This window comes from Streptomyces sannanensis (assembly GCF_039536205.1).
In the GTDB taxonomy this organism is placed as follows: domain Bacteria; phylum Actinomycetota; class Actinomycetes; order Streptomycetales; family Streptomycetaceae; genus Streptomyces; species Streptomyces sannanensis.
Window position 1 is genome coordinate 4,416,829 of the sequence record NZ_BAAAYL010000001.1, and the last position, 25,522, is coordinate 4,442,350.

Sequence of the window (25,522 nt, forward strand, 5' to 3'; positions counted from 1 at the left end):
CGCAGAGACATGAGCGAGAACGTCACTCTGCCGAAGCAGGGTTCGTCCGAGAAGGCCGACGGCCGGGGCGAGCCCCTGCTCACCGTCGAGGGCCTGACCAAGCATTTCCCGATCTACGGCGGCTTCCCCTTCAAGCGCCAGGTCGGCGCCGTCAAGGCAGTGGACGGGATCGACCTGTCCGTGTACCCGGGTGAGAGCCTCGGCCTCGTCGGCGAGTCAGGCTGTGGCAAGTCCACGACCGGCCGTCTGATCACGAAGCTGATGGATGCCACCAGCGGCAAGATCACGTACGCGGGTCAGGACATCACCAAGGCCGGCCGCAGGCAGCTGGCGCCCATACGGTCCGAGATCCAGATGATCTTCCAGGACCCGTACTCGTCGCTGAACCCGCGGCAGACCGTCGGCACCATCATCAAGAGCCCGATGGAGGTCAACGGCATCAACCCGCCCGGCGGCCGTGAGGCCAAGGTGCGGGAGCTGCTGGAGGTCGTGGGCCTCAACCCGGAGCACTACAACCGCTTCCCGCACGAGTTCTCCGGCGGTCAGCGGCAGCGCATCGGTGTGGCGCGCGCCCTGGCGCTGCAGCCCAAGCTGATCGTCGCCGACGAGCCGGTCTCCGCGCTGGACGTGTCGATCCAGGCCCAGGTGGTGAACCTCCTGCAGAAGGTGCAGGAGGAGATGGGCATCGCGTTCGTCTTCATCGCCCACGACCTGGCCGTCGTACGGCACTTCTCGCAGCGCGTGGCCGTCATGTACCTGGGCAAGGTCGTCGAGGTCGCGGACCGCGAGTCGCTGTACAACAGGCCCCGCCACCCCTACACGCACGCCCTGCTCTCGGCCGTGCCGGAGGTGGACGTCGACGCGTCGGACAAGGAGCGGATCCGCCTCGAGGGCGACGTCCCCTCCCCGATCTCGCCCCCGTCCGGCTGCCGCTTCCGCACCCGTTGCTGGAAGGCGCAGGACAAGTGCGCGACGGAGGAGCCGCCGCTGGTCCAGCTGGCGGGCAGCGAGCCGGGCCACCTGACGGCCTGCCACTTCCCGGAGGACCCCACCACCGAGGCCCGCGAGGAGGCCGTCGTCCTGGACCCGGCCCTGGCCGCGCTCGAGGAGGCCCTGGAGGAGGCCGCCGAGGAGGCCTCGGAGGACGTGGCCGAGGAGGCGTCGGAGGACGCCGCTGCTGACGCGGCGGAGGAGTCCGCCGAGGAGACCACCGAGGACGCTGCTGAGGAGTCCGCCGAGGAATCCACTGAGGCGTCCGCCGAGGACGCTGTCGGCGAGGCGTCGAAGGGCACCTCGAAGGACGCGTGACGCACACTGCTCCGGGGCCCGGGCGCGAGGACGACCTCGCGCCCGGGCCTTGTGCCGTCCGGCGCGCTGCGCAATGTTGTTGCGGCGGGACGGTGAGACGCCCAGAGTGGCAGTCATGCCTCTCACCGTCCGGCCGGCGGCCCTCGGGGACGCGCCCGCCATCTGCGAGCTGCTCAATGCCGTCGACCTCGCCGAGATCGGCCGGGCCGAGACCGATCTGCACAGGGTCGAGGGCGAGCTGAAGCACCCCGAGGCGGATCTCGTCCGCAACTCCTGGCTCGTCTCCGAGGGCGGCCGGCTCGTTGCCTACGGGCGGCTCTGGGACGACTCGGGGGCCGAGCGCATCGACATCGACCACTATGCACTGCCCGGCCGGCACGCAGCCGCCCTTCACCTGCTGGAGCTGATGGAGGCCAGGGCCGCCGAGAAGGCCGGGGAGAACGGCGCCGACCGTGCGGTCGTCCATCTCAACCTCCATATCCAGCCCACCACGGACACCGCGATGCTCACCGGCCGCGGCTGGCGGACCGTGCGCAGGTATCACGTCATGACCCGGTCGCTGTCGCCGCAGGCCGATCCGGTGCCCGAGCCGCCCGCCGGGGTGACCCTGCGGGACTGCCGGGAGGAGGCCGACCGGCGGCGCGCCCATGAGTTGCTCGAGGAGACCTTCGCCGATCACTTCGGGCATCTGCCGCGCAGCTACCAGCAGTGGCTCGACGACCTGGACGGGGCCGGCCTCGACTGGTCGCTGGTCTGGATCGCCTCCCTGGCCGGGTCGGGCGATGTGGCAGTCCTGCTGTCCCGGGACGATCAGGAGGCCAGGGGCTGGGTGCGCAACATCGGCGTACGGAAGGAGGCACGGGGCAAGGGTCTCGGCGGCTATCTGCTGCGGCACGCCTTCGGTACGTTCGCCGCGCGCGGCCGGGACGCCATCGGGCTCGGCGTCGACACCCGGAACAGCACCGGTGCTCTGCGGCTGTACGAGGCGCACGGCATGAGCCGGCTCTACGCCATCGACGCCTGGGAGGTGACCCTGCCCGCGACCGGGTGACGGGCAGCGCCATCAGACGCCATGAAAATGCTTCAAAACGTGCATAGGGTGATATTTGGGTCCTGAGCAATACGCGGGACCCAAGGAGGCACTCCATGCGCCGAGCCACGCACGCCAGATGGGCCGTATGCGCGGTGGCCGTCGCCCTCGCGGCGACGGCCTGCGGCGGCGGTGCCGGCGGTGGCACCAGTCCCGGGGTGGTGAGCGCCTCCTGGGGCGACCCGCAGAATCCGCTCGAACCCGCGAACACCAACGAGGTGCAGGGTGGCACGGTCCTGGACATGATCTTCCGCGGTCTCAAACGGTACGACCCGGCAACCGGCAAGGCGCAGAACATGCTCGCCGAGAAGATCGAGTCCAAGGACGCGAGCGAATTCGCCATCACGGTCAAGCCCCGATGGACCTTCTCCAACGGCGAGAAGGTCACCGCGCGGTCCTTCGTGGACGCCTGGAACTACGGCGCACAACTGAAGAACAATCAGAGGAACGCGCCCTTCTTCAGCCAGATCGAGGGATACGACCAGGTCCACCCCGAGTCCGGCCGGCCGACCGCCGAGACCCTGAGCGGACTGAAGGTCACCGGCGAGCACACCTTCACGGTCAAGCTCAGCCAGAAGTTCTCGAGCTGGCCCGACACCCTGGGCTATGCCGCCTTCGCCCCGCTGCCCAGGGCGTTCTTCGACAACCACAAGGCCTGGCTGGCCAAGCCCATCGGCAACGGTCCCTACGTCGTGAACTCGTACACCAGGGGCTTCCAGATGTCCCTGCGCAAGTGGGACGCCTACCCGGGGGAGGACAAGGCCCGGAACGACGGCATCGACCTCAGGGTCTACACGGACAGCAACACCGCATACACCGACCTCACGGCCGGCAACCTCGACCTGGTCAACGACATCCCCGCCTCCCAGCTCAAGTACGTCGAGGCCGACCTCGGCGGCCGCTACATCAACACCCCGGCCGGCATCATCCAGACGCTGGCCTTCCCCTTCTACGACCCGAAGTGGAACAAGCCCGGCGTCGAGAAGGTCCGCACCGGCCTGTCCATGGCGATCAACCGTGACCAGATCACCAAGACGATCTTCCGGCACACCCGCATTCCGGCCGGTGACTGGACCTCTCCGGTGCTCGGCGTGGCCGGCGGCTTCAAGAAGGGGCTGTGCGGTGAGGCCTGTACCTACGACCCGGTGAAGGCCAAGAAGCTGATCACCGAGGGCGGCGGGATCCCCGGCGGTCAGCTGAAGATCTCCTACAACGCCGACACCGGCTCCCACCGGGAGTGGGTCGATGCGGTTTGCAACAGCATCAACAACGCCCTCGGCGATGAGCAGGCCTGCGTCGGCAATCCGATCGGCACCTTCGCGGACTTCCGCAACCAGATCAGCCGGCACAAGATGCCCGGACCGTTCCGGGCCGGCTGGCAGATGGACTATCCGCTGATCCAGAACTTCCTGCAGCCGCTCTACTACACCAACGCCTCCTCCAATGACGGCAAGTGGTCCGACAAGGAGTTCGACAGGCTCGTCGACCAGGCCAACGCCGAGACCGACAAGGCCAAGGCGGTGCGGACGTTCCAGGAGGCCGAGAAGGTCGTACGCGACCAGATGGCCGCCATCCCGCTCTGGTACCAGAACGGCAGCGCCGGCTACTCCGCCCGGATCACCCATGTGGAGCTGAACCCGTTCAGCGTGCCCGTCTACAACCAGATCAAGGTGAAGTGACGCCCGCGACCTCCGGAGCCCGCGATGGGACATTATGTGATCCGGCGTCTGCTGCAGATGATCCCGGTCTTCTTCGGCACCACGCTGCTGATCTTCCTTATGGTGAATGTGATGGGCGACCCCATCGCGGGCCTCTGCGGCGAGAAGCAGTGCGATCCCGCGACCGTCGCCCAGCTGCGCAAGGAGTTCGGCCTCGACAAGCCCACATGGCAGCAATACGTGACCTACATGGGCAATCTCTTCACCGGTGACTTCGGCACGGCCTTCAACGGGCAGCCGGTCACCGAGCTGATGTCCACAGCCTTCCCGGTCACCTTCCGGCTGACGCTCGTCGCCATCGTCTTCGAGATCGTCATCGGCATCGCCCTGGGTGTGGTCACCGGACTGCGCCGCGGCCGTCCGGTCGACACCGGCGTGCTGCTGCTGACGCTCGTGGTCATCTCGATCCCGACCTTCGTCATCGGGCTGCTGCTCCAGCTGCTGCTCGGCGTGAAGTGGGGCGTCATCAAACCGGCCGTGTCCCCCGAGGCACCGGTCGACGAGCTGATCGTCCCTGGGCTCGTGCTCGCCTCCGTGTCTCTGGCCTATGTCACCCGGCTGACCAGGACCTCCATTGCCGAGAACCGCCGCGCCGACTATGTGCGCACTGCCATCGCCAAGGGCCTGCCCCGGCGCCGGGTGACCACCCGTCATCTGCTGCGCAACTCGCTGATCCCGGTCGTCACCTTCATCGGCACGGACGTGGGATTCCTGATGGGCGGCGCGATCGTCACCGAGCGGATCTTCAACATCCACGGCGTCGGCTACCAGCTCTACCAGGGCATCCTGCGCCAGAACACCCAGACGGTGGTCGGCTTCGTGACGGTGCTGGTGCTGATCTTCCTGCTGGCGAATCTGGTGGTCGACCTTCTGTACGCCGTACTCGACCCGAGGATCCGGTATGTCTGAGGCTCAGCACCCCGACAACGTCATCGCACCGACGGGACAGGGAGGCGCGATGGATCTCGCGATGGACGAGGGCCGGACCCTGGAACCGTATCCATCAGCCGCCTCCGGCGGACGGGTTCCGGGCGGACCCGAGGGCACCGGGCCCGAGCGGAAGCCGCGCAGCCTGTGGTCGGACGCCTGGCACGACCTGTGCCGCAATCCGGTCTTCATCGTCTCCGGACTGGTGATCGTCTTTCTGGTGTTCATCGCGATCTGGCCCTCGGCGATCACCAGTGGCAGCCCGCTCGACTGCGATCTGTCCAAGGCCCAGGAGGGCCCCCAGCCCGGCCATCCCTTCGGTTTCGACGGCCAGGGCTGCGATGTCTACACCCGTACCGTCTACGGAGCGCGGACCTCGGTGACCGTGGGTGTGTGCGCCACCCTCGGGGTCGCGCTGCTCGGCTCCGCGCTCGGCGGACTCGCCGGATTCTTCGGCGGGGGGTCGGACGCCGTCCTGTCCCGGATCACCGACGTCTTCTTCGGCATCCCGGTGGTCCTCGGCGGTCTGGTCTTCCTGTCCGTGGTGACCAACTCAACCGTCTGGCCGGTGATCGGCTTCATGGTGCTGCTGGGCTGGCCGCAGGTCGCCCGGATCGCCCGCGGCTCGGTCATCACCGCAAAACAGAACGACTACGTCCAGGCGGCGCGGGCGCTCGGCGCCTCCAACTCCCGGTTGCTGCTACGGCACATCGCACCCAACGCCGTCGCCCCGGTGATCGTCGTGGCGACCATCGCGCTCGGTACGTACATCGCGCTGGAGGCCACGCTCTCGTACCTCGGTGTGGGCCTGAAACCGCCCACCGTCTCCTGGGGCATCGACATCTCCGCAGCCTCCGCGTACATCCGCAACGCCCCGCACATGCTGCTCTGGCCGGCCGGAGCGCTGGCGGTCACGGTGCTGGCGTTCATCATGCTCGGCGACGCGGTGCGCGACGCCCTCGACCCCAAGCTGCGCTGAGGAGGCACTCCGGATGCTGCTCGAAGTGCGCGATCTGCACGTCGAATTCCGTACCAGGGACGGAATCGCCAAGGCGGTCAACGGGGTCAGCTACTCGGTGGACGAGGGCGAGACCCTGGCGGTGCTCGGGGAGTCGGGCTCCGGCAAGTCCGTCACCGCGCAGGCGGTCATGGGCATCCTCGACATGCCGCCCGGCCGGATCACCGGCGGCCAGGTCCTCTTCAAGGGCCGTGATCTGCTGCTGATGAAGGAGGAGGAGCGGCGGAAGATCCGCGGCGCCGGAATGGCGATGATCTTTCAGGACGCGCTGTCGGCGCTCAATCCCGTGCTGTCGGTCGGCGACCAGCTCGGCGAGATGTTCGTGGTGCACCGGGGCATGTCCAGGAAGGACGCCAGGGCCAAAGCGATCGAACTGATGGACAGGGTGCGGATCCCGGCGGCGAAGGAGCGTGTCGGGCAGTATCCGCACCAGTTCTCCGGCGGTATGCGTCAGCGCATCATGATCGCCATGGCGCTGGCCCTGGAACCCGCGCTGATCATCGCCGACGAGCCGACGACCGCCCTGGACGTGACCGTCCAGGCACAGGTCATGGACCTGCTGGCGGAGCTCCGGCGGGAGCTCGGCATGGGGCTGATCCTGATCACCCACGACCTGGGTGTGGTCGCCGATGTCGCCGACAGGATCGTCGTGATGTACGCGGGACGGGTCGTGGAGACCGCCCCGGTCCATGAGATCTACAAGGCGCCCGCCCATCCGTACACCAAGGGCCTGCTCGAATCGATCCCGCGGCTGGACCGGAAGGGCCAGGAGCTGTACGCGATCAAGGGCCTGCCGCCGAACCTGATGAACATCCCGCCCGGTTGTGCCTTCCACCCCCGCTGCCCGCTGGCCCAGGACGTGTGCCGGACCGACGTACCGCCGCTCTTCGAGGTGGCCGAGGGACGCGAGAGCGCCTGCTTCTTCTGGCGGGAGTGCCTCCATGGCTGAGCCGATCCTGCAGGTCCGCGGCCTGGTCAAGCACTATCCGCTCACCCGGGGCATCCTTTTCAAGAAACAGGTCGGCGCGGTCAAGGCGGTCGACGGGGTCGACCTCGACCTGGCGGCCGGGGAGACGCTGGGCATCGTGGGCGAGTCCGGCTGCGGCAAGTCCACGCTCGCCCGACTGCTGGTGAGCCTGGAGAAGCCCACCTCCGGCCGTATCACCTACAGGGGCGAGGACCTCACCCAACTGTCCGCCAAGGCCCTGAAGGCGGTGCGCAGGAACATCCAGATGGTGTTCCAGGACCCGTACACCTCGCTCAACCCCCGGATGACGGTCGGCGACATCATCGGCGAGCCGTACGAGATCCATCCCGAGGTGGCGCCGAAGGGCGACCGGCGCCGCAGGGTGCAGGAGCTGCTGGACGTCGTCGGCCTCGACCCGGATTACATCAACCGCTATCCGCACCAGTTCTCCGGCGGTCAGCGCCAGCGCATCGGCATCGCGCGCGGCCTGGCGCTCCGGCCCGAGATCATCGTGGCCGACGAGCCGGTGTCCGCCCTGGACGTCTCCATCCAGGCACAGGTCGTCAACCTGATGGAGAAGCTCCAGGACGAGTTCAAGCTGAGCTATGTGTTCATCGCCCACGACCTGTCGATCGTGCGGCACATTGCCGACCGGGTGGGCGTGATGTACCTGGGGCGGGTGGTGGAGACCGGCACCGAGACCGAGATCTACGACCATCCCACGCACCCGTACACCCAGGCGCTGCTGTCGGCGGTGCCGGTGCCCGACCCCGCGGCGCGGGAACGCCGTGGGGGTCCCCCCGGCGAAGCCAGGGGGAGGATCATGCTCGCCGGTGACGTCCCGTCGCCGGCGAACCCGCCGTCCGGCTGCCGCTTCCGTACGCGCTGCTGGAAGGCGCAGCCGCGGTGCGAGCTGGAGGTGCCGCCGCTGGACGTCCCGGCCGAGTTCCAGCTCGCGGAGGGGCCCGCGCACCATCCGTCCGCCTGCCATTTCGCCGAGGAGAAGCAGGTGGTGCCGGGGGAGAGCGAGCCGCCACCGAGCTCCGGGGAGCCGTCCCAGGGGGGACATTCGGGCGGCGGGCCGAATATGCGTCAGTTTCTTTGATGCGCAGGCAACGTGGCTGAAGTGCTTCCGATACGTGAACCCGCCGTGCCGGTCGGCGTACGGCCGTGCGGATGCCGTCGACCGGCCGGGGTGCGAGGCCCCCCGGCCGGTTGTGGGTCTATCCCTCCATCCCCAGCGACCGCTTGAGGAAGTCCACCTGGAGCAGCAGCAGGTTTTCGGCCACCTGTTCCTGCGGTGTCATGTGCGTCACCCCGGACAGCGGCAGCACCTCGTGCGGGCGTCCCGCGGCCAGCAGCGCGGACGAGAGCCGCAGGGTGTGGGCCATCACCACATTGTCGTCCGCGAGACCGTGGATGATCATCAGCGGCCGGGTCTGCTCGGCCGGCCGCGACAGTCCCTCGTCGGTCACCAGCGAGTTGGCCGCGTACACCTCGGGCGCCTCGTGCGGGTCGCCGAGATAGCGCTCGGTGTAGTGGGTGTCGTACAGCCGCATGTCGGTGACCGGGGCTCCGGCGACCGCCGCGTGGAAGACATCGGGGCGGCGCAGCACCGCGAGGGCCGACAGATAGCCGCCGTACGACCAGCCGCGGATCGCCACCCGGCCCAGGTCCAGCGGAAGGCCCTGCTCGGCCAGTCCGTGCAGCGCCTCGATCTGGTCGTCGAGGGTCAGCGGGAAGTCGTCCCTGATCGCCTTCTCCCAGGCGGGGGAGCGGCCCGGGGTGCCGCGCCCGTCGGCGACGACCACCGCGAACCCCTGGTCGGCGAACCACTGCGAGGTGAGATGCGCGTTCTGCGAGGCGAGCACCCGCTGGCCGTGCGGGCCTCCGTACGGATCCAGCAGAACCGGAAGCAGAGCGTCCTCCTCGCGGTGGCCGGTCGGCAGCAGCACGGCGCACGGGATCCGCCGCGCGCCGGCCTCGGTGAACCGCACCCGGGCCGTCAGCACCGGCGTCTCCGCATGGTTGGCGATCGCCGCCACTGCCTTGCCGTCCCGCAGGACCCGGACGGCCGTGCCGCTGCGCTCCGGGGACGTCGACGCCAGCACGGTCAGTGCGCCGCCGCGTACCGCGGAGTGGACCCCGACGCCGTCCGAGATCCGCTCCACGCCCAGTTCGTCGACCCGGTAGACATGGATCTCGCCGACCTCCGGCGCCTCCGCCCCGTCGCCGGCCGACGCAGAGATCAGTACGTCGTCGTCCCCGATGTCGAGCACCGCCCGCACGTGCAGCTGCGGTCCGGTCAGCGCCCGGTCCCCGACCGTGAGGACGCGTGCGCCGCCCTCGTCGGCGATCCGTACCAGTCGCCCGTGCGGGGCCCAGGCGGGCACTCCGGCGAACAGTTCCAGCCACGCCGGGTCCTCGTCCACGTGCACCATACGGGTCGTACCGGTGACGGTGTCCACCGCGAGGTGCAGCTGGGTGCGCTGGTCCCTGGCCTGCACCAGCAGCAGTGGAGCACCTCCTTGCGACCAGTGCACACGGGCCAGATACGGATACCGCTCACGGTCCCAGACGACCTCGGTGTGCTCCCCGTCGAGACCCATGAAGTACAGCCGGACGTCCGCGTTGGCGCCGCCCGCCGCCGGATAGGCCTGCCGCTGTGGCTCGTTCTCGGGGTTGGCCGGATCGGCGATCCACCACTGGCCGATCTCACGGTCGTCCGTACGTGCCACCAGCAGCCGGTCCGAATCCGGCGACCACCAGTAGCCGCGCGAGCGGCTCATCTCCTCGGCCGCGATGAACTCGGCAACCCCGTACGCCGTGTGCTCGTCCTCCGGCTCCGCGAGCGCCCGGTCGTCCGCGCCCTCCGAGCCCACGACCCGCAGCGCACCCCGGGTCACATATGCCACATGCCGCCCGTCCGGCGACGGCCGGGGGTCCAGCACCGGTCCGGGAACGTTCAGTTCGCGGGTGGTACCGGCGCGCAGCTCCACTGCGAACAGCCTCCCCGACAGCGAGAACGCCGCCAGCTCGACCGCTCGGTCCACCGCGTACGAGACGATCCCGGCCGAGCCCTCGCGGCTGCGCTCCCGCCGGGCGCGCTCCTCGGCGGACAGCTTCTCCTCTCTGCCTCCCAGCAGGGCTGCCGGATCGGCGGCCATGCGCTCCACGGCGCCCTGCCCGCCCTCGTCGAGGTGGAGCACCCACAGCCGGTTGGCACGGTCCGTGCCGGAGGAGGAACGGAGAAAGGCCACCCTCGCCCCGTCCGGTGAGACGGCGAACGAACGTGGCGCACCCAGGGTGAAACGCTGGGTCCTGGCGGACTGGCGCGGGAAGGGAAGGTGTTCCGAGGTCATACGACCGAACCTAGCGCCCCGACGACGGCCCGTGGCCGCCGTTGCGGCATCCGGTGTGCGGCTCCGCCGGTGTTCGTCGTAACCCGAAGTCCGTGCGTCTGTGCGCCCCTTGTGCTGCCGTGCACCGATCAATGCGTTCGCACGGATAGTTATGATCCGTAGCGGTAGGTGGGTATGAACCTGCTGGATTGTGCGTGCTGACTGTCCGAATATCTGTTTTCCGACCGTACTCCTGGAGGTGAACCGCCGTGGCACTCTCGATTTCGGCGGTGGTGCTGCTGGCGATCGTCGTCTTCCTGCTGGTCAGGAAAGCCGGGCTCAAAGCCGGACACGCGGCGGTCTGCATGCTGCTCGGCTTTTACCTTGCCAGCTCGTCCATCGCACCCACGATCAGCGAACTCACCACGAACGTGGCAGGGATGATCGGCGGCCTCAAGTTCTGAGGCTGTCGTTCTAGGCTGTCGGGTATGAAGGATCTTCCCGCCCGTCGGCTGCTCCTGGTGCACGCGCACCCGGACGACGAGTCGATCAACAACGGCGCCACCATGGCCAAGTACGCGGCCGAGGGCGCCCAGGTCACCCTGGTGACGTGCACCCTCGGTGAAGAGGGCGAGGTGATCCCGCCCGAGCTGGTCCACCTGACCGCCGACAAGGAGGACCGCCTCGGTGCCCACCGCATCGAGGAGCTGGCAGCAGCGATGCGGGAGCTCGGAGTCACCGATCACCGCTTCCTCGGCGGCGCCGGCCGGTACCGCGACTCGGGAATGATGGGCGCTCCGCAGAACCATCGCGAGAACGCCTTCTGGAACGCGGATGTGGACGAGGCCGCGGCACACCTTGTCGAGGTGATCCGTTCCGTACGCCCCCAGGTCGTGATCACGTACGACCCGCAGGGCAGCTACGGGCACCCCGATCACATCCAGGCGCACCGCGTCGCCCTGCGCGCCGCCGAGCTGGCCGCGGAGCCCGCCTTCCGCCGTGACCTCGGCGATCCGTACGCCGTCCCCAAGATCTACTGGAACCGCGTGCCGCGCTCGGCCGTCGAGGAGGGCTTCGCCCGGCTGCGCGCCTCGGGGGCGGACTTCCCCGGCATCGCGGATGTATCGGACGTTCCGGGCGTCGTCGACGATGTGACGGTCACCACGGAGGTCGACGCCACCGCGTACGCCGCCGCGAAGGCGGCCGCGATGCGCGCGCACGCCACGCAGATCGTGGTGAAAGGCCCCTTCTTCACACTCTCCAACCAGCTCGGTCAGCCGATCTTCACAACCGAGTACTACGAACTGGCGCACGGCGAATCCGGCGCCGCGGCCGGCGAGCGAGAGCACGGCCTCTTCGCCGGAGTGGCATCATGAGCGCGGCCCGCGCGGCCGCGTACATGGTCTTCGGTGTGCTCGGCGTGCTGGTCGGCGCCGCGGGCGCACTCGTCCAAGCAGCCTGGTTCCCGGGCGGATTGGTGCTGGCCCTGCTCGGCGCGGGCGCCCTCTTCCACGCCGGTACGCAGCTCACCGGCACCCGGATCGGGGCGGCCGCCCCGGCCGCCGGCTGGCTCATCGCCGTCATGCTGCTGACCTCCTCCCGGCCGGAGGGCGACTTCGTCTTCGGCGCCGGAATCGGGTCGTATGTCTATCTGCTGGGCGGGATGGTCGTGGCCGTGATCTGTGCCACGATGCCGCAGGTGCCGCAACCGGGCGAGGATTCCGCCCGACTTGGCAAGTGACGGACTCGCCGCATACGCGTCCGTGACGGCCAGTATCGTGGTGCGCGCCGCCGAGCCGCCCGCACCACGTACACGAAGAAAGCGCGGGCCGCGGAGCCAACCGGGAGAAACCTGCCTTGAGTCGTGAAACTGACACCTCGTCCTCCGGCCCGCAGGGCCGCGGCGGAGCCGTGTACCCCTCGGGTACCCCGCCGTACGGAACCAGGGGGGACGACACCGCTTCCGTGCCCGACGAGCCCAGGACCGAAACCACGCTGACGACCCGCATCCGCATCAACATCCCCGGATCGCGCCCCATCCCGCCGGTCGTCATGCGCAAGCCGGTGGCCGAGGCCGACCAGGCCGACGCCGCGAACGCCCCGGCGGGGGGCGAGGCCGCCGCCGAGCGTACGGACGCCCATCAGCGGCCGGCCGCGACGGAGACGGCCGCGGAGCCCAAGCCCGGGGAGACGAAGACCAGTGACTGGTTCGCCCCGCGCAAGCCGACGGGCCCGGACGCCGGAGCCTCCGGTGCCGCTCCCGCCGCGGGCGCGGGCGGCCCGCGTGCGCTGGGTCCTGGCGGCGGCGGTGCGGCCGGCGCCTCCGACGGCACGGCGGGTGCTCCGGGCGTTGACGCTGCTGCGGGTGGCGCCGCTGGTCCCCGTGTGCTGGGCCCCGGCGGCCGGGCACCTCTGCCCATGCGTGGTGCCGGCGCGGGCGCCAAGGGTCCGGGCGGTGTCGGTGCGCCGGCCTCCCCGTACCGCGGCGGCCCCGGCGCCCCGGCCTTCCCCGCCGCGGGCGGGCCCGCCGGACCGACGTCCGGTCCGGTCACCGGCAACGCGTCGATGTGGCCCGCGGGCGGTGCCACCGGCCGTCCCGGCGCTACCGCCGAGACGTCCCCGATGGGCCCGATGTCCGACGACACGGCCATCCTGACCCCGCAGAAGCCCGCCCCCGCGGGCCCGGCGGGCGGCAATGTCTCCGGCGACACGCTGACCAGCGGCATCCCCCCGGTGCCGGCCGATCAACGCGCGCCGTTCCCGCCCGGCCCGAACCTCACCCCGAGGCTGCAGGACGCCCCCGACCACACCTCCCCGGCCCCCGCGCCGGCCGCCGCCTCCGAGGCGCCCGCCAAGAAGGGCCGCTCCAAGCTGGTCCTCGCCGGCGCCGGCGTGGTCGGCCTGGTCGGCGTCGCCTACGCCGCCGGGCTGCTGCTCAACCACTCCGAGGTGCCGAAGGGCACCACCGTGCTCGGCGTCGACATCGGCGGCGGCACCAAGGAGGAGGCCGTCAGCAAGCTGGACTCCGCCTTCGGCGACCGCGCGACCGCGCCCATCCAGCTGAACGTGGACGGCAAGAAGGCCGAGCTCAAGCCGGAGCAGGCCGGCCTGACCCTGGACAGCCAGGCGACGGTACGCGCCGCCGCGGGCCCCGACTACAACCCGGTCTCCGTGATCGGCTCGCTCTTCGGCGGCGAGCGCGTCGCGCAGCCCGTCATCCCCGTCGACGAGGAGAAGCTGAGCGTCGCGCTCGGCGACCTCGCGGGCACCTCCGGCACGGCCACCGAGGGCACCATCAAGTTCCTGCCGGGCAAGGCGGTCGCCGTCCCCGGCAAGGCCGGCAAGACGCTGGACGTCGGCAAGTCGATGATCTCGGTACGGGACGCTTACCGCACCCAGGTCGAGACGGGCAGCGCGGACACCGTCGACCTGCCCGTCACCACCCGGCAGCCGGCCATCGACCAGGCCGAGCTGGACCGGGCGATGAACTCCTTCGCCAAGCCGGCCATGTCCGGCCTGATCACGATCAAGGCGGGCGGCAAACAGATCCAGTTCGGCCCGGCGCGCTCGCTGCCGAAGATCCTCTCCATGAAGCCGATCGACGGCAAGCTCGTCGAGGTCTACGACAAGCAGGCCATCACCGAACTGCTGGACGGCGTCTTCGACGGCATCACGATCACCAAGGGCGACGGGCAGCAGCACCCGCTCTCCGCGGACGACGTGGCCCACGCCATGCAGAAGGCGCTGCTCGGCAAGACCCCGGCCGAGCGGACCGAGGTCATCGAGCTCAACCCGAGCTGACGCGGGCCCACCCCGCCGTCCGAAGCCCCCGCCCCGGCGGGGGCTTCGCCGTGTGCGCCCAGCATGGGCGATTGCTTGGGGGTGAAAGTCCCCTGGGGGAAGAGGTGGTGCTAACCCCGAGCCGGAGGCAAGGGCGTCACCGTGAGGTGGGGTCTGGAGGAAGCCCGAGGCGAGACCTGGGTACCGAGGAACACGAACCGTGTATGAGGCGTGCTGGTCGGGTGAGCCTGCATGGCAAGGCGAAGCCCGTCACTGCCAAGAAGGCCAGTGCGTAAACGCGGCGGAGATCCAGGGACAGTGATCGTTCTTACCTGGGGAGATCTGTTCGGGTGTCGGTTGTGCTGAGGTGTCGCCGCGCCGACGGAGTGGGCCGGGAGGCCGACTCTGACCGGGCAGAAGTCAGCAGAGGCCGTAGTACCAGCCGGGATGGCCGTCGCCTGGTGGTGGGCTGGGAAGGGCCGAACATCGAGTGGAACGGGTGATGTGGTGGTTGCTCGTGCTGGTCACATGGACCGCGGCAAGTCCGCTTCGGCGGTGCCGACCGGGGAGGGACCGGTGCATTCCGGAAGTGTCCCGGCGGAGCGTAGTGGCCGGTCGGCGCACTCCATGGAGGACGTTCACCGGGAGCGGGAGTCCTCGCTGTGGGAGCGGATGCTCTCCAGGGAGAACCTGCTCGCGGCGCTCAACCGCGTCGAAGTGAACCGGGGTGCACCCGGAGTGGATGGCATGACTACGGCTGAGTTGCGGCCGTGGATCGCAGTGCACTGGCCTGAAGTGAGGGCCGAACTCGACGCGGGCATCTACCGGCCGGCGCCGGTCCGTCAGGTGATCATCCCGAAGCCTGGTGGCGGCGAGCGGATGCTGGGGGTGCCGCGGGTGCTGGACCGCTTGATCCAGCAGGCCATCGCGCAAGTACTCGTGCCCATCTTCGACCCGCAGTTCTCGGGGTCGTCCTTCGGATTCCGTCCCGGCCGGTCCGCCCATCAGGCGGTCCGGGTCGCGCGGCGGGCGATCGAGGACGGCTACCGGTGGGTCGTGGACCTTGATCTGGACCGGTTCTTCGACCGGGTCCAGCATGACGTCCTGATGGCGCGGGTCGCGCGCAAGGTCGCTGACCGCAGGGTCTTGAGACTGGTCCGCAGGTATTTGGAAGCCGGGATCATGGTGGACGGCATCAAGATGCCGAGCGAAGAGGGGACCCCGCAGGGGTCCCCGCTGTCGCCGGTGCTGTCGAACATCATGCTCGACGACCTGGACCGGGAACTGTTCAGGCGCGGTCACCGGTTCGTGCGCTACGCCGACGACGTGCGCGTCTTCGTGCGGAGCGAACGAGCCGCCAGAAGGGTGCTCGCCTCGGTCACGGCCGTGGTCGAGCAGCGGCTGAAACTGATGGTCAACCGGGAGAAGTCGAAGGTGGGCCACGCCCGCTCGGCGGTGCTGCTGGGGTTCGGCTTCTACTTCACCCGGGCCGGGGTCAGGATCCGGGTCGATCCGAAGGCGGTCAAGCGCCTGAAGGACCGGCTGCGGGAGTTGACCTCGCGCCGGTGGAGCATCGCGATGGATGAACGCATCGCGAAGATCAACCGCTTCACCACCGGATGGATGGGCTACTTCCAGCTAGCGGACACCCCGAAGGTGTTCAGGGAGCTGGACGAGTGGTTCCGCCGCAGGATGCGGCAGATCCGCTGGAAGGAATGGAAGCTCCCCAAGGCCCGGTTCAGGAACCTCCGCGAGCTCGGCATCGCCGAGTGGAAGGCCCGCGAATGGGCGGGCAGCGGCAAGGGTTACTGGCGGATCGCGGGATCGGCTGTCCTTCAGCGGGCGATGCCCAACTCTCACTGGGACGACCTCGGCCTGCGCATGCTCAAGCCGACCTGGCAACGGTTGAGATCAGCTTGATGAACCGCCGGATGCGTGGCCCGCATGTCCGGTGGTGTGAGAGGAGGGACGGGCGACCCGTCCCTCCTACTCGATTGCCGGGCCATGACCACGCCGGTGGCCGCCGTCTGCGCTTCTCCCTCGCGGGCACCGCCGACTGGCTCATGCACGGCATCCGGCCGGCCCCTGCCTCCGCCGACGGCGAACCGTACGAGCCCGGCCGCTGGCTCACCGAGACCGATTCCCCCTACGGCCGCCTCCGCCACGCCCTCCCACCGGTCGCCTGCCCGGGCTCGCCCGGCACCTGGCCCGTCGGCCCCGGCCGCTGGGGGACGAACCGCCCCGCCGGGAACCGATCCTAGGGATTCTGCTTGCCCTGGCAGTTCTGACGGAAAGCCTCGTCGTACGCGGTGTCGTAGCCGACGCGGTATCCGTTCTGGAAAGCGGTGATGAGCACATCAGGTTTTGCCGGAGGCGTCAGATTCGCGTTGGTCCGCAGGCATTTCTTGCCGTCCTCGAGGCCCAGCCTGGTGCCCGATTCCTTTCCGGCGTTGAACATGCTCTCGTAGGTCTGCTGTGTCTGCTGCGGGGGCTGCTGCTGCGGGGGCTGTTCCGGTTCTGTGGCGCAGTTCTTCGTGTACGCCTTCTGGTACGCCTGGTCGTAGCCGTACTTGTAGCCCTGTATCTTGCCGCGTTCGAAATCATTGGGGTTGACCGGAGCCAACGGAGGCAATGTCTTCCGGCAGATCGGCGGAGTGCCGTCTCTGTTGCCGGCGGTCGATCCCTGCAGAAACCCCTCGCGGCATCCTCTGTGGTAGGCATCCGCGGGCTGGCTCAGGCCGTGACAAATGCTCGGGGCGGCCGCGGTCTTCGTTTCCGCGGTGGGAAGTGATTCCCGTGCGTTCAGACCTTCCGCTGCGACAGCGGGCGAGATCGTGAGCATGGCGAGGAGCGGTGCCGCACCGAGCGCGGCGAGGCGCGGCATGCGATTGCGTGACATGGTTGTCCCTTCGGGGGGCCGGTACCTCTCGGTGTCCGGCTCCTCATCACGTCTTCGTCGTCCGGATGGCTCCCGGCCGATCGCGGCGGGGAGCCTTGACCCAAGGGCCTCCTGGATCAACTGCCCTACTGGCAATTGATCTTTATGGTGACCTTTCCGGAGCTGGCGTCGTTCTTGGGCGCGTCAAGCACGGCCGCGAAGGACACGCTGGTGTCCGTCGGAGTCGCCCGCGGGGGAACCGACACCACCTTGGTCACCGTGATGGTCTGCGTTGCCCCACCTGTGAATTCGACGCTCGACGGGGACTTCTTCTCGTTGGGCAGGGTCCAGAGAAGCGGAACCTTTCCCTTGCCTGTCCCTATGACGCTGCCGTCGACGGCGACGGTGTTCGTCTTGGAGCAGTCGACTTTGTCCGGGGTGCCGGGAGTCAATGCCACATTGACGTCCGTGACCTCTACAGGTCCGCCCGCCTCGCTCGGCTTTTCTTCCTTCTTGGGCGGCGCCTTCTCGGGCGCCTTCTCGGGCACCTTGGAGCACGTGATGCTCAGGTTCCTCCCCTTGACGGAGTAGTCGCCGTAGTCCACGTCCTCCGATGTGTACTTTCCGTTCGACCTCACCCTGACGTCTTCCCTGCCGGAGCTGCTGGTGATGGTCACTCTCTGGCCGCTGTTGAATCCGGAAAGCTTCAGGTCGTACGTGGCCGGCTCGTTCTCGGCGGATGTGCCGAGCACCAGCGCGCACTTCGCGGTGGGGAGAGCGGAGGCGGAGCCCGGCACCTCTTCGGCCGATCCCTGGGCAGCCGCGACGGCCGGGGCGAGCGCCACCGAGGAGGCGACGAGTGGGGTGATGAGCGCGAGACGACGCTTCCGGTTCATCCTTCTTCCCCTTCCTGGGCAGGAATGGGCGCTTCAGCCCAGCGGAAACGGAACCAGTCTGAGGTTCCGGGCGTGACGTAAGCGTGACGGCGGCGTGACCGGTCCCGGCCGCCGAGGACGCACCCGCGCACGTCACGCCTGCCCGGCCGCGAGCGTCAGTTCAGCATCGCCCGTGCCGCGCGCGCCCGGTGGCGTACCGATTCAGCCGTCGTCGGCTCGACCGCGGCCACCGCGTCGGCGTACATGTCCATTTCGGCGGCGCCCTCGAGGAAGTCTCCGCGCTGTATGAGGAGTTGGGCGTGCTCGTAGCGCAGGCGGGCCGGGTGGGAGGGGAGCAGCAGAGAGAGTTCCACGGCCCAGAGGGCGACGTCCGTGCGTTCCGGGCGGGCCGCGGCCCAGGCGCGGATGTTGTTCAGGGTGCGCGCCACGATCTCCAGCGGATCGGCCGGGAACAGCATCGTCGGGTGCAGGGCCTGCCCCGTCGCGCCGGCGACGAGCAGCTCCGCGTCCTGGCTCGTGAGCAGGCGTCCGCCGTTGAACGGGTCGACCAGGACCTGGTCGCCGTGCGGGCCGAAGCCGACCACGAAGTGGCCGGGGAGGGCGACGCCGTAGACGGGGGCACCGGCGCGGCGGGCGACCTCGATCCAGATCACCGAGAGCAGGATCGGCAGGCCGCGGCGGCGCCGGAGCACCCGGTGCAGGAGGGAGGACTCCAGGCGCTGGTAGTCGGAGGGCGAGCCGTGATAGCCGAAGCGGGTGCCGAGGAGGTTTTCGAGGGCCAGCGCCCAGGCCCGGGAACTGTGCAGGCGGTGCAGATCGAAGGGGAGCAGGCCGGAGAGGCGGTCGATCTCGATCTGGGCCTCGTCCAGGTCGGCCTCGGTGAAGGACGGGTCCGCCTCCGCGCCCATCAGCAGGCACAGCGTGGCCAGGTCGGGACGCCCGGAACGGGCCTCCTCGGCGAAGCGGCGCCGCCAGGGGGTGGGATGCGGCTCCTGCTGTTCCATATGTCCGTCGTACCCGCTCAGAAAGATCGGAAGTGGTGGTAGCTGTGGTGCGTGGCGAACCCCATGCCGTCGTACAGCGCCCGGGCACCGTCGTTGTCGCTCTCGACCTGGAGCCAGGCGGCCGAGGCGCCCTCCTCCAGGGCCTGCCGGGCCAGGGCCACCATCACGGCGGTGGCGAGGCCCTGGCGGCGCTGCTCGGGGTCGACCTCGACGGTCATGAAGCCCGCCCAGCGGCCGTCGACCACGCAACGGCCGATGGCGGCAGGGACGTCACCGGGCCCGGCCACGGAGGCGAACCACACCGATGGGCCGCCGGTCAGGACCTTCAGCACCTGCTCGCCCGGCACACCGAAACGCTGGTAGCGCCGCAGCCAGGCGTCGTCCACGGACCGGGACAGCGTCACCCGGCTCACGTCCGCGTCCTGGTCGGCGATCGGGGCGAGGGCGGCGATCCGTACGTCCGCGCTGACCTCGCGGTGCCAGCCGAGCCGCTCCAGCTCCGCGCAGAGCGCCTCCTGGGTGCCTTCGGCGCCGGTGGCGGTCTGGATGTACGCGGGAAGGTCGTGTTCCGCGTACCAGCGCTGTACGAGCCGCAGTGCCTCGTCGAGCGGCAGGCCGGGGTCGCCGAGGGGGAGTACGGAGTTGGCGCGCCGGGTGAATCCGGCCGAGGCGCGCAGCTCCCAGTCGCCGAGGTGCGTGCTCTCCGCGGGCTGCCAGGCCCGGGCGGTGACCCGGGCGAGTTCCTCGAACGTGGCGGCGGGCCCCCTGCGGCGAGCCGGGGCGGCGGGCACGACCTTCCCGGCGACCAGGGACGATTCCGGAATGCGGACGGTCTCGCCGTCCTTTTTTGTGATCAACAGCACACCGGAGTCCCACGATGTGAGGACGCCGACCGTGTCGGTGAACTTCTCCGGGCCGGCTCCGGCGCCGCTCAGGCGTCGCACTGATACACGTTTGCCCACTTCAGCAGGTGTGATCCGGACTTCCGGCATTCCGCCGGCAGTGAATTCCACGGCTCTCTTCTCCCCTGCTGTTCGGATCGTGCCCAGGAACGGAGATACTAGATCCCGGGCATCGACGACGCCGCGCTCCCGCGCGCCAGGCGGCGGAGCCTGAGGAGGCCCGCCAGCGCCCTATCGAGGAGGAACGACAGCGTGACCTACGTCATCGCGCAGCCTTGTGTCGACGTGAAGGACAAGGCGTGCATCGAGGAGTGCCCGGTCGACTGCATCTACGAGGGCCAGCGGTCCTTGTACATCCACCCGGACGAATGCGTCGACTGTGGTGCCTGTGAACCGGTCTGCCCGGTCGAGGCGATCTTCTACGAGGACGACACTCCGGAGGAGTGGAAGGACTACTACAAGGCGAACGTCGAGTTCTTCGACGAGCTCGGCTCCCCCGGCGGCGCGTCGAAGCTCGGCCTGATCGAGCGCGACCACCCCTTCATCGCCGCGCTCCCGCCGCAGGCATAGTGCCCCTCCCGGCAATGTCTGCCCCGTCGCGGCGTTCCCCGAGCTACCTCCCCCAGCTACCGCTGGGGGTGCCCCCAGGGGTGCCCCAGGCACGCACGCTCGCTGCGTTGGCCGAAAACCCGAATAGCGCTGCTACGAGGGTCTTCGGCCGCCTTGCGATCGCACGCACCGGAGGCCGCTCCTCGACGGACAGACGTTGCCGGTCGCGGCACTGGTAACAAGCGGCTCCGCGCATGCGCCGCCTCGGTCCCGCACGGCCCTGACGCCGTGCGGGACCGAGGCGTTTGCCGGGCCGCTCAGGTACGTACGTACGAGAAAGTGAGCACCCCGTGAGCGCAGTCTCCTCGCGCCTGCCCGTCTTCCCCTGGGACAAGCTCGAGCCGTACAAGGCGACGGCGGCCGCCCATCCGGACGGCATCGTCGACCTGTCCGTCGGCACTCCGGTCGATCCGGTGCCGGCGCTGATCCAGAAGGCCCTGGTGGCGGCCGCGGACTCGCCCGGCTATCCGACGGTGTGGGGAACGGCGGAGCTGCGCGACGCGATCACCGGCTGGTGCGAGCGCCGGCTCGGCGCGCGCGGGCTCGGCCACCGCAATGTGCTGCCCGTGGTCGGTTCGAAGGAGCTGGTGGCCTGGCTCCCGACGCAGCTGGGGCTCGGCGCGGGCGACAAGATTGCCTACCCGCGGCTCGCGTACCCGACGTACGAGGTCGGCGCGAGGCTCTGCGGCGCGGAGCCGGTCGTCTACGACACTGAGACATTTTTTGCGGCTGACACCGCGGGGACCGAGCTGGACCCGGCCGGGCTGAAGCTGCTCTGGCTGAACTCCCCGTCCAACCCGACCGGGCGCGTGCTGACCAAGGACGAGCTGATCCGAGCCGTCGCCTGGGCACGCGAGCACGGGATCCTCGTCTTCAGCGACGAGTGCTACCTGGAGCTGGGCTGGGAGGCCGAGCCGGTCTCCGTCCTGCACCCGGACGTGTGCGGCGGCACGTACGAGGGCATCGTCTCCGTCCACTCGCTGTCCAAGCGCTCCAACCTGGCCGGCTACCGCTCCGCGTTCCTCGCGGGCGACGACGCCGTGCTCGGTGAGCTGCTCCAGATCCGCAAGCACGGCGGCATGATGACCCCGGCCCCGGTGCAGGCCGCGACGGTTGCCGCGCTCGGCGACGACGAGCATGTCGCGGTACAGCGTGCCCGGTACGCGGCACGGCGTACCGCGCTGCGGGACGCGCTGCTGGGGCACGGATTCCGGATCGAGCACAGCGAGGCCAGCCTCTATCTGTGGGCCACCCGCGACGAGCCGTGCTGGGAGACGGTGGCGCATCTGGCGGAGCTGGGCATCCTGGTCGCGCCCGGTGACTTCTACGGACCGGCGGGCGAGCGGTTCGTCCGTGTCGCGTTCACCGCCACGGACGAGCGGGTCGAGGCGGCGGTCGAACGCCTCGCCTGAGGGGCTTGAGGTACGCGTGAAGGGGGCCTGGCGAGCCGATGCTCTCCGGGCCCCCTTCCACGTCCTGCGGACCCTCAGCCGAGCGGCAGCAGGCCGGTTTCCACCGCACCAACGGGCAGGTCGTCGGCCGCCGTCCGCCCGGCCCTGCCGACGCTGCTACGAGGGGCCGCCTTGCGATCGCACGCACCGGACGCCGCTCCTCGACGGGCAGACGTTGCCGGTCGCGGCACTAGCTAGTGCTGTGACCGGGAAGGTTCACCGGCTCGCGGCGCCCGGCACGGCACCTCTCCCCCGTAGCCCTTCGGGCACGGGAGGTGCCCCCAGCGTTGTCGCATCGCGCGAGTACGGCCGAGTACGAGCTGCGATGCTCCGCCTTGCGATGCACCGCACCGGACGTCGCGAGCTTCCCGCCAAACCTTTCCGGTCACTAGTCGGCGACCGTTATGCGAACCTCGTCCTTGCTCCGTGCGGCGCTCTTGGGCGCCGCACGCCAGCCTTCCACGGAGTCGGCCGCGCTCCACACCTTGCCCGCGTAGGCGACCTCGTCGATGCGCAGGGCGTCCGCATGGGCCACCGCCCAGTGCGCCAGCTCCCAGCCGTGCTGCTCCTGGCTGCCGGAACCCCGCTGCGCCGCGGCCCTCGCCGGCACCGGGACGGTCATGTCCCGGGAGGGGGCGGACGCGGTGCCGCCCGCGAGGCCTGCCTCGGCGCCGCCCGAGGGCGCGGCGGGCAGCACATCCCGGCCGAAGGCCCCCATCAGTCCGGCCCGCACCTTCGCCGGGTCGCCTGGGCCCCCGCCGGGCCTCGCGACGCAGGTGAGGGAGGCAGGCGCGCGGCCGGTCAGGGCGCCGGCCAGCAGCGCGGCGTCCGGCTCGTGCTTGGCGTACGCCTGCGGGTAACCACTGCGCTGTACGCGCTGCGCGGCCTCGGTCAGCGGCAGCCGCGAATAGCCCGGCACCTTGGCGAGATGTTCATAGAACTTTCCCGCCGAGTACACCGGATCCATGATCTGCTCCGGAGTTCCCCAGCCCTGGGAAGGGCGCTGCTGGAAGAGGCCGAGCGAGTCCCGGTCGCCGTGACTGATGTTGCGCAGTGCCGACTCCTGGAGCGCGGTCGCCAGCGCGATGGTCACCGCGCGCTCCGGCATGCCCCGGGTGGTGCCGACGGCGGAGATCGTCGCCGCGTTGGCGGCCTGTTCCTGGCTGAGCCGGTACTCCTCCCCGTCGCCCTCGGGGGGCCGCACGATGCAGCGCGGCGCGCCGGGGCGGCTGGTGATGTACTGCACGGCCAGGTATCCGGCGAGCGCCAGCAGCACGGTGAACGCGGCGGCTATGCGGAAGAAGCGGCCGCGGTGGGGGGAGGCGGAGGGCTGGGACACGACCACACCGTACTGGAGCCCGGATGACGGACCGAGGGGGTCCGCCCCCCTACGGTTCGCTAGGGTCGGAGTATGGCCGACACCTCGATCGATCTGACCCTGGACGCCGCGGCACTCACCGCGCAGCTCGTCGACTTCCGCTCGGAGAGCGGGGAGGAGAAGGCCCTCGCCGACGCCATCGAGCGGGCCCTGCGCGAGCTGCCGCACCTCACCGTGGACCGGCACGGCAACAACGTCGTGGCCCGTACGAACCTGGGGCGCCCCGAGCGCGTCATCCTCGCCGGCCATATCGACACCGTGCCGATCGCCGACAACGTCCCGTCCCGGCTCGAGGAGGACGGCGTGCTGTGGGGCTGCGGCACCTGCGACATGAAGTCCGGCGTCGCCGTGCAGCTGCGTCTCGCGGCGACCGTCTCCGAGCCCAACCGCGATCTCACCTTCGTCTTCTACGACAACGAAGAGGTCGCCGCGGACCTCAACGGCCTCGGGCATGTGGCCGAGGCCCGTCCCGACTGGCTGCGGGGCGACTTCGCCGTCCTGCTGGAGCCGTCGGACGGCGAGGTGGAGGGCGGCTGCCAGGGCACGCTGCGCGTTCTGCTGCGTACGACCGGTGAGCGGGCGCACTCCGCCCGCAGCTGGATGGGCTCCAACGCCATCCACGCCGCCGCGCCGATCCTGGAGCGGCTGGCCGCGTACGAGCCGCGCCGGCCCGTCATCGACGGGCTGGAGTTCCACGAGGGCCTGAACGCCGTACGGATCGAGGGCGGCGTCGCCACCAACGTCATCCCCGACGAGTGCACGGTCACGGTCAACTTCCGTTATGCGCCGGACCGCACCGAGGAGGACGCGCTGGCCCATGTCCGCGAGGTCTTCGCGGACTGCGGGATCACCGAGTTCGTCGTCGACGACCACTCGCCGGGCGCCCTGCCCGGACTCTCGCATCCCGCCGCGGCCGCGTTCATGGAGGCGGTCGGCGGCAGGGCGCGGCCCAAGTTCGGCTGGACGGACGTCTCCCGCTTCAGCGCGCTGGGCGTGCCGGCGGTCAACTACGGTCCCGGCGACCCGCTGCTCGCGCACAAGCGGGACGAGCGGGTGCAGACATCGAAGATCATTGACGCCGAGAAGCGGCTGCACGCCTGGCTGACTGCCTGAATTTCGATATTCGTAACGTTCGTCGCCCTACGCTGACCTAGCAACGTTCGTCAGCGGAAGGGAGCAGGAATGGGCATTCCAGAAGGCGAGCGGGCCCCGGAGGAGCAGCAGATCGGCCCGGTGCTGCGCCGCAGGGGCCAGGTGCAGCCCACCACCACCGACCAGCGGCTGCTGGACGTCAAGGGAGACTCGGACTGGGTGCACACCGACCCGTGGCGGGTCATGCGCATCCAGTCGGAATTCGTGGAGGGCTTCGGCGCACTCGCCGAACTGCCCAGCGCGATCAGCGTCTTCGGCTCGGCCCGTACCCGGCCCGGCTCGCCCGAGTACGACGCGGGCGTACGCCTCGGCAGGGCACTGGCCGAGGCGGGCTTCGCGGTGATCACGGGCGGCGGCCCGGGCGCGATGGAGGCCGCGAACAAGGGCGCTCGGGAGTCGAAGGGCATCTCGGTCGGCCTGGGCATCGAGCTGCCCTTCGAGCAGGGGCTCAATCCGCACGTCGACATCGGCGTGAACTTCCGCTACTTCTTCGTCCGCAAGACGATGTTCGTGAAGTACGCGCAGGGCTTCGTGGTGCTCCCGGGCGGCTTCGGCACCCTGGACGAGCTGTTCGAGGCGCTCACCCTGGTGCAGACGCGCAAGGTGACCCGCTTCCCGATCGTGCTCTTCGGCACGGAGTACTGGGGCGGGCTGGTGGACTGGCTGCGTACCACGGTGGTCGGGCAGGGGAAGGCGTCGCAGCACGATCTGCTGCTCTTCCACGTCACGGACGACGTGGAAGAGGCGGTCTCCCTGGTCTCGAAGGAGGTCGCTCGCTGACCGGTGCCGGGGGCGGCGGGAGTACGTCGTAGGCCCGCCGCGCAGGGGGTGCTGTCCGGGCCCGGGGTTGCCGTTCTCCGCGCACGTGGCCGGTGTGTCCGTGCTCAGGCTCCCCCAGCTACCGCTGGGGGTGCCTCCAGAGGTGCCCCCAGGACGGGCTTGTTCGGGTACGGGCCGACGGTCCAGTACTGCAGGGGGTGCTGTCCGGGCCCGGGGTTGCCGTTCTCCGCGCACGTGGCCGATGTGTCCGTGCTCAGGCTCCCCCAGCTACCGCTGGGGGTGCCTCCAGAGGTGCCCCCAGGACGGGCTTGTTCGGGTACGGG

23 protein-coding genes are annotated in these 25,522 nt (G+C 69.8%); 17 read left to right on the forward strand and 6 right to left on the reverse strand.

Features of this window, described 5'->3' with window-relative positions:
* Positions 1-9: 9 nt before the first annotated feature.
* The 7 genes from ABD858_RS20960 (at position 10) to ABD858_RS20990 (ending at position 8,133) form a co-directional block, all read left to right on the forward strand.
* On the forward strand, positions 10-1,308 hold the full coding sequence (locus tag ABD858_RS20960) for an ABC transporter ATP-binding protein (protein ID WP_345039846.1): 1,299 nt from the start codon (positions 10-12) through the stop codon (positions 1,306-1,308).
* A 115-nt stretch (positions 1,309-1,423) separates the two neighbouring features.
* A complete protein-coding gene (locus ABD858_RS20965) occupies positions 1,424-2,359 on the forward strand; it encodes a GNAT family N-acetyltransferase (protein ID WP_345039849.1) in 936 nt (311 codons plus the stop codon).
* A gap of 95 nt (positions 2,360-2,454) precedes the next feature.
* Complete coding sequence (locus ABD858_RS20970) at positions 2,455-4,077, forward strand: peptide ABC transporter substrate-binding protein (protein ID WP_345039851.1); 1,623 nt, start codon at positions 2,455-2,457, stop codon at positions 4,075-4,077.
* Between the two features lie 24 nt (positions 4,078-4,101).
* The gene (locus ABD858_RS20975; protein WP_345039854.1) at positions 4,102-5,025 is read left to right on the forward strand and encodes an ABC transporter permease; all 924 of its coding nucleotides are present in this window, start codon (positions 4,102-4,104) and stop codon (positions 5,023-5,025) included.
* Complete coding sequence (locus tag ABD858_RS20980) at positions 5,018-6,022, forward strand: ABC transporter permease (protein ID WP_345039856.1); 1,005 nt, start codon at positions 5,018-5,020, stop codon at positions 6,020-6,022. The genes ABD858_RS20975 and ABD858_RS20980 overlap by 8 nt, the downstream gene beginning before the upstream one ends.
* A 13-nt stretch (positions 6,023-6,035) precedes the next feature.
* Complete coding sequence (locus ABD858_RS20985) at positions 6,036-7,010, forward strand: ABC transporter ATP-binding protein (protein ID WP_345039859.1); 975 nt, start codon at positions 6,036-6,038, stop codon at positions 7,008-7,010.
* The gene (locus ABD858_RS20990) at positions 7,003-8,133 is read left to right on the forward strand and encodes an ABC transporter ATP-binding protein (RefSeq protein ID WP_345039861.1); all 1,131 of its coding nucleotides are present in this window, start codon (positions 7,003-7,005) and stop codon (positions 8,131-8,133) included. Before ABD858_RS20985 ends, ABD858_RS20990 begins: the two co-directional genes overlap by 8 nt.
* Positions 8,134-8,251: 118 nt before the next feature.
* Here ABD858_RS20990 and ABD858_RS20995 read toward each other — a convergent pair whose 3' ends face one another.
* Positions 8,252-10,390: a S9 family peptidase gene (locus tag ABD858_RS20995; protein ID WP_345039863.1), complete on the reverse strand. Its 2,139-nt coding sequence runs from the start codon at positions 10,388-10,390 to the stop codon at positions 8,252-8,254.
* Positions 10,391-10,638: 248 nt separating this feature from the next.
* On the opposite strand from ABD858_RS20995, the gene ABD858_RS21000 reads away from it, so the two are divergent.
* The 6 genes from ABD858_RS21000 to ABD858_RS21025 all read left to right on the forward strand — a co-directional run bounded on the left by ABD858_RS21000 (position 10,639) and on the right by ABD858_RS21025 (position 16,410).
* Positions 10,639-10,833: a hypothetical protein gene (locus tag ABD858_RS21000; protein ID WP_345039865.1), complete on the forward strand. Its 195-nt coding sequence runs from the start codon at positions 10,639-10,641 to the stop codon at positions 10,831-10,833.
* 24 nt (positions 10,834-10,857) lie between these two features.
* Complete coding sequence (gene mshB / locus ABD858_RS21005) at positions 10,858-11,745, forward strand: N-acetyl-1-D-myo-inositol-2-amino-2-deoxy-alpha-D-glucopyranoside deacetylase (protein ID WP_345039868.1); 888 nt, start codon at positions 10,858-10,860, stop codon at positions 11,743-11,745.
* Positions 11,742-12,110, forward strand: coding sequence for a DUF6113 family protein (locus tag ABD858_RS21010; protein WP_345039870.1), 369 nt, complete (start codon positions 11,742-11,744; stop codon positions 12,108-12,110). Before mshB ends, ABD858_RS21010 begins: the two co-directional genes overlap by 4 nt.
* 116 nt (positions 12,111-12,226) lie before the next feature.
* Positions 12,227-14,170, forward strand: a complete 1,944-nt coding sequence (locus ABD858_RS21015; RefSeq protein WP_345039872.1) for a peptidoglycan binding domain-containing protein — start codon at positions 12,227-12,229, stop codon at positions 14,168-14,170.
* A gap of 606 nt (positions 14,171-14,776) precedes the next feature.
* Positions 14,777-16,069 carry a group II intron reverse transcriptase/maturase gene (ltrA, locus tag ABD858_RS21020; protein ID WP_345035340.1) on the forward strand — a complete coding sequence of 431 codons (1,293 nt, stop codon included), beginning with the start codon at positions 14,777-14,779 and terminating at the stop codon, positions 16,067-16,069.
* A gap of 74 nt (positions 16,070-16,143) precedes the next feature.
* A complete protein-coding gene (locus ABD858_RS21025) occupies positions 16,144-16,410 on the forward strand; it encodes a hypothetical protein (RefSeq protein WP_345039874.1) in 267 nt (88 codons plus the stop codon).
* On the opposite strand, the gene ABD858_RS21030 is transcribed toward ABD858_RS21025, so the two are convergent.
* The 4 genes from ABD858_RS21030 to ABD858_RS21045 form a co-directional block, all read right to left on the reverse strand.
* Positions 16,407-17,048 (reverse strand): hypothetical protein, encoded by a 642-nt coding sequence (locus ABD858_RS21030; RefSeq protein WP_345039877.1) that lies wholly within the window; start codon positions 17,046-17,048, stop codon positions 16,407-16,409. The genes ABD858_RS21025 and ABD858_RS21030 overlap by 4 nt on opposite strands.
* A 125-nt stretch (positions 17,049-17,173) precedes the next feature.
* On the reverse strand, positions 17,174-17,923 hold the full coding sequence (locus ABD858_RS21035; protein WP_345039878.1) for a hypothetical protein: 750 nt from the start codon (positions 17,921-17,923) through the stop codon (positions 17,174-17,176).
* Positions 17,924-18,078: 155 nt separating this feature from the next.
* Complete coding sequence (locus tag ABD858_RS21040; protein WP_345039880.1) at positions 18,079-18,927, reverse strand: transglutaminase family protein; 849 nt, start codon at positions 18,925-18,927, stop codon at positions 18,079-18,081.
* Between the two features lie 17 nt (positions 18,928-18,944).
* Complete coding sequence (locus tag ABD858_RS21045) at positions 18,945-19,940, reverse strand: GNAT family N-acetyltransferase (protein ID WP_345039882.1); 996 nt, start codon at positions 19,938-19,940, stop codon at positions 18,945-18,947.
* A 141-nt stretch (positions 19,941-20,081) separates the two neighbouring features.
* Between ABD858_RS21045 and fdxA the strand changes: the two genes are divergently transcribed.
* Both fdxA and dapC read left to right on the forward strand, forming a co-directional pair.
* Positions 20,082-20,399, forward strand: coding sequence for a ferredoxin (gene fdxA, locus ABD858_RS21050; protein WP_004926152.1), 318 nt, complete (start codon positions 20,082-20,084; stop codon positions 20,397-20,399).
* A gap of 329 nt (positions 20,400-20,728) precedes the next feature.
* Entirely contained in the window at positions 20,729-21,850 is a 1,122-nt protein-coding gene (dapC, locus tag ABD858_RS21055; protein WP_345039885.1) for a succinyldiaminopimelate transaminase, read from the forward strand.
* Positions 21,851-22,277: 427 nt separating this feature from the next.
* Here dapC and ABD858_RS21060 read toward each other — a convergent pair whose 3' ends face one another.
* The gene (locus ABD858_RS21060) at positions 22,278-23,228 is read right to left on the reverse strand and encodes a VldE C-terminal domain-containing protein (protein ID WP_345039887.1); all 951 of its coding nucleotides are present in this window, start codon (positions 23,226-23,228) and stop codon (positions 22,278-22,280) included.
* A gap of 72 nt (positions 23,229-23,300) precedes the next feature.
* On the opposite strand from ABD858_RS21060, the gene dapE reads away from it, so the two are divergent.
* Both dapE and ABD858_RS21070 read left to right on the forward strand, forming a co-directional pair.
* A complete protein-coding gene (gene dapE / locus ABD858_RS21065) occupies positions 23,301-24,380 on the forward strand; it encodes a succinyl-diaminopimelate desuccinylase (RefSeq protein ID WP_345039890.1) in 1,080 nt (359 codons plus the stop codon).
* A gap of 69 nt (positions 24,381-24,449) precedes the next feature.
* Positions 24,450-25,199, forward strand: coding sequence for an LOG family protein (locus ABD858_RS21070; RefSeq protein ID WP_345039892.1), 750 nt, complete (start codon positions 24,450-24,452; stop codon positions 25,197-25,199).
* Positions 25,200-25,522 lie beyond the last annotated feature (323 nt).

Excerpts from the sequence above, each read along its gene's own strand:
- mshB (WP_345039868.1), top strand. The coding sequence starts at position 10,858 with ATGAAGGATCTTCCCGCCCGTCGGCTGCTCCTGGTGCACGCGCACCCG.
- ABD858_RS20970 (WP_345039851.1), top strand. The coding sequence starts at position 2,455 with ATGCGCCGAGCCACGCACGCCAGATGGGCCGTATGCGCGGTGGCCGTC.
- ABD858_RS20995 (WP_345039863.1), bottom strand. The coding sequence starts at position 10,390 with ATGACCTCGGAACACCTTCCCTTCCCGCGCCAGTCCGCCAGGACCCAG.
- ABD858_RS20985 (WP_345039859.1), top strand. The coding sequence starts at position 6,036 with ATGCTGCTCGAAGTGCGCGATCTGCACGTCGAATTCCGTACCAGGGAC.
- ABD858_RS21070 (WP_345039892.1), top strand. The coding sequence starts at position 24,450 with ATGGGCATTCCAGAAGGCGAGCGGGCCCCGGAGGAGCAGCAGATCGGC.
- ABD858_RS21040 (WP_345039880.1), bottom strand. The coding sequence starts at position 18,927 with ATGGAACAGCAGGAGCCGCATCCCACCCCCTGGCGGCGCCGCTTCGCC.
- ABD858_RS21010 (WP_345039870.1), top strand. The coding sequence starts at position 11,742 with ATGAGCGCGGCCCGCGCGGCCGCGTACATGGTCTTCGGTGTGCTCGGC.
- ltrA (WP_345035340.1), top strand. The coding sequence starts at position 14,777 with ATGGAGGACGTTCACCGGGAGCGGGAGTCCTCGCTGTGGGAGCGGATG.
- ABD858_RS20960 (WP_345039846.1), top strand. The coding sequence starts at position 10 with ATGAGCGAGAACGTCACTCTGCCGAAGCAGGGTTCGTCCGAGAAGGCC.
- ABD858_RS20980 (WP_345039856.1), top strand. The coding sequence starts at position 5,018 with ATGTCTGAGGCTCAGCACCCCGACAACGTCATCGCACCGACGGGACAG.
- dapE (WP_345039890.1), top strand. The coding sequence starts at position 23,301 with ATGGCCGACACCTCGATCGATCTGACCCTGGACGCCGCGGCACTCACC.
- ABD858_RS21035 (WP_345039878.1), bottom strand. The coding sequence starts at position 17,923 with ATGAACCGGAAGCGTCGTCTCGCGCTCATCACCCCACTCGTCGCCTCC.
- ABD858_RS20965 (WP_345039849.1), top strand. The coding sequence starts at position 1,424 with ATGCCTCTCACCGTCCGGCCGGCGGCCCTCGGGGACGCGCCCGCCATC.
- ABD858_RS20975 (WP_345039854.1), top strand. The coding sequence starts at position 4,102 with ATGGGACATTATGTGATCCGGCGTCTGCTGCAGATGATCCCGGTCTTC.
- ABD858_RS20990 (WP_345039861.1), top strand. The coding sequence starts at position 7,003 with ATGGCTGAGCCGATCCTGCAGGTCCGCGGCCTGGTCAAGCACTATCCG.
- ABD858_RS21030 (WP_345039877.1), bottom strand. The coding sequence starts at position 17,048 with ATGTCACGCAATCGCATGCCGCGCCTCGCCGCGCTCGGTGCGGCACCG.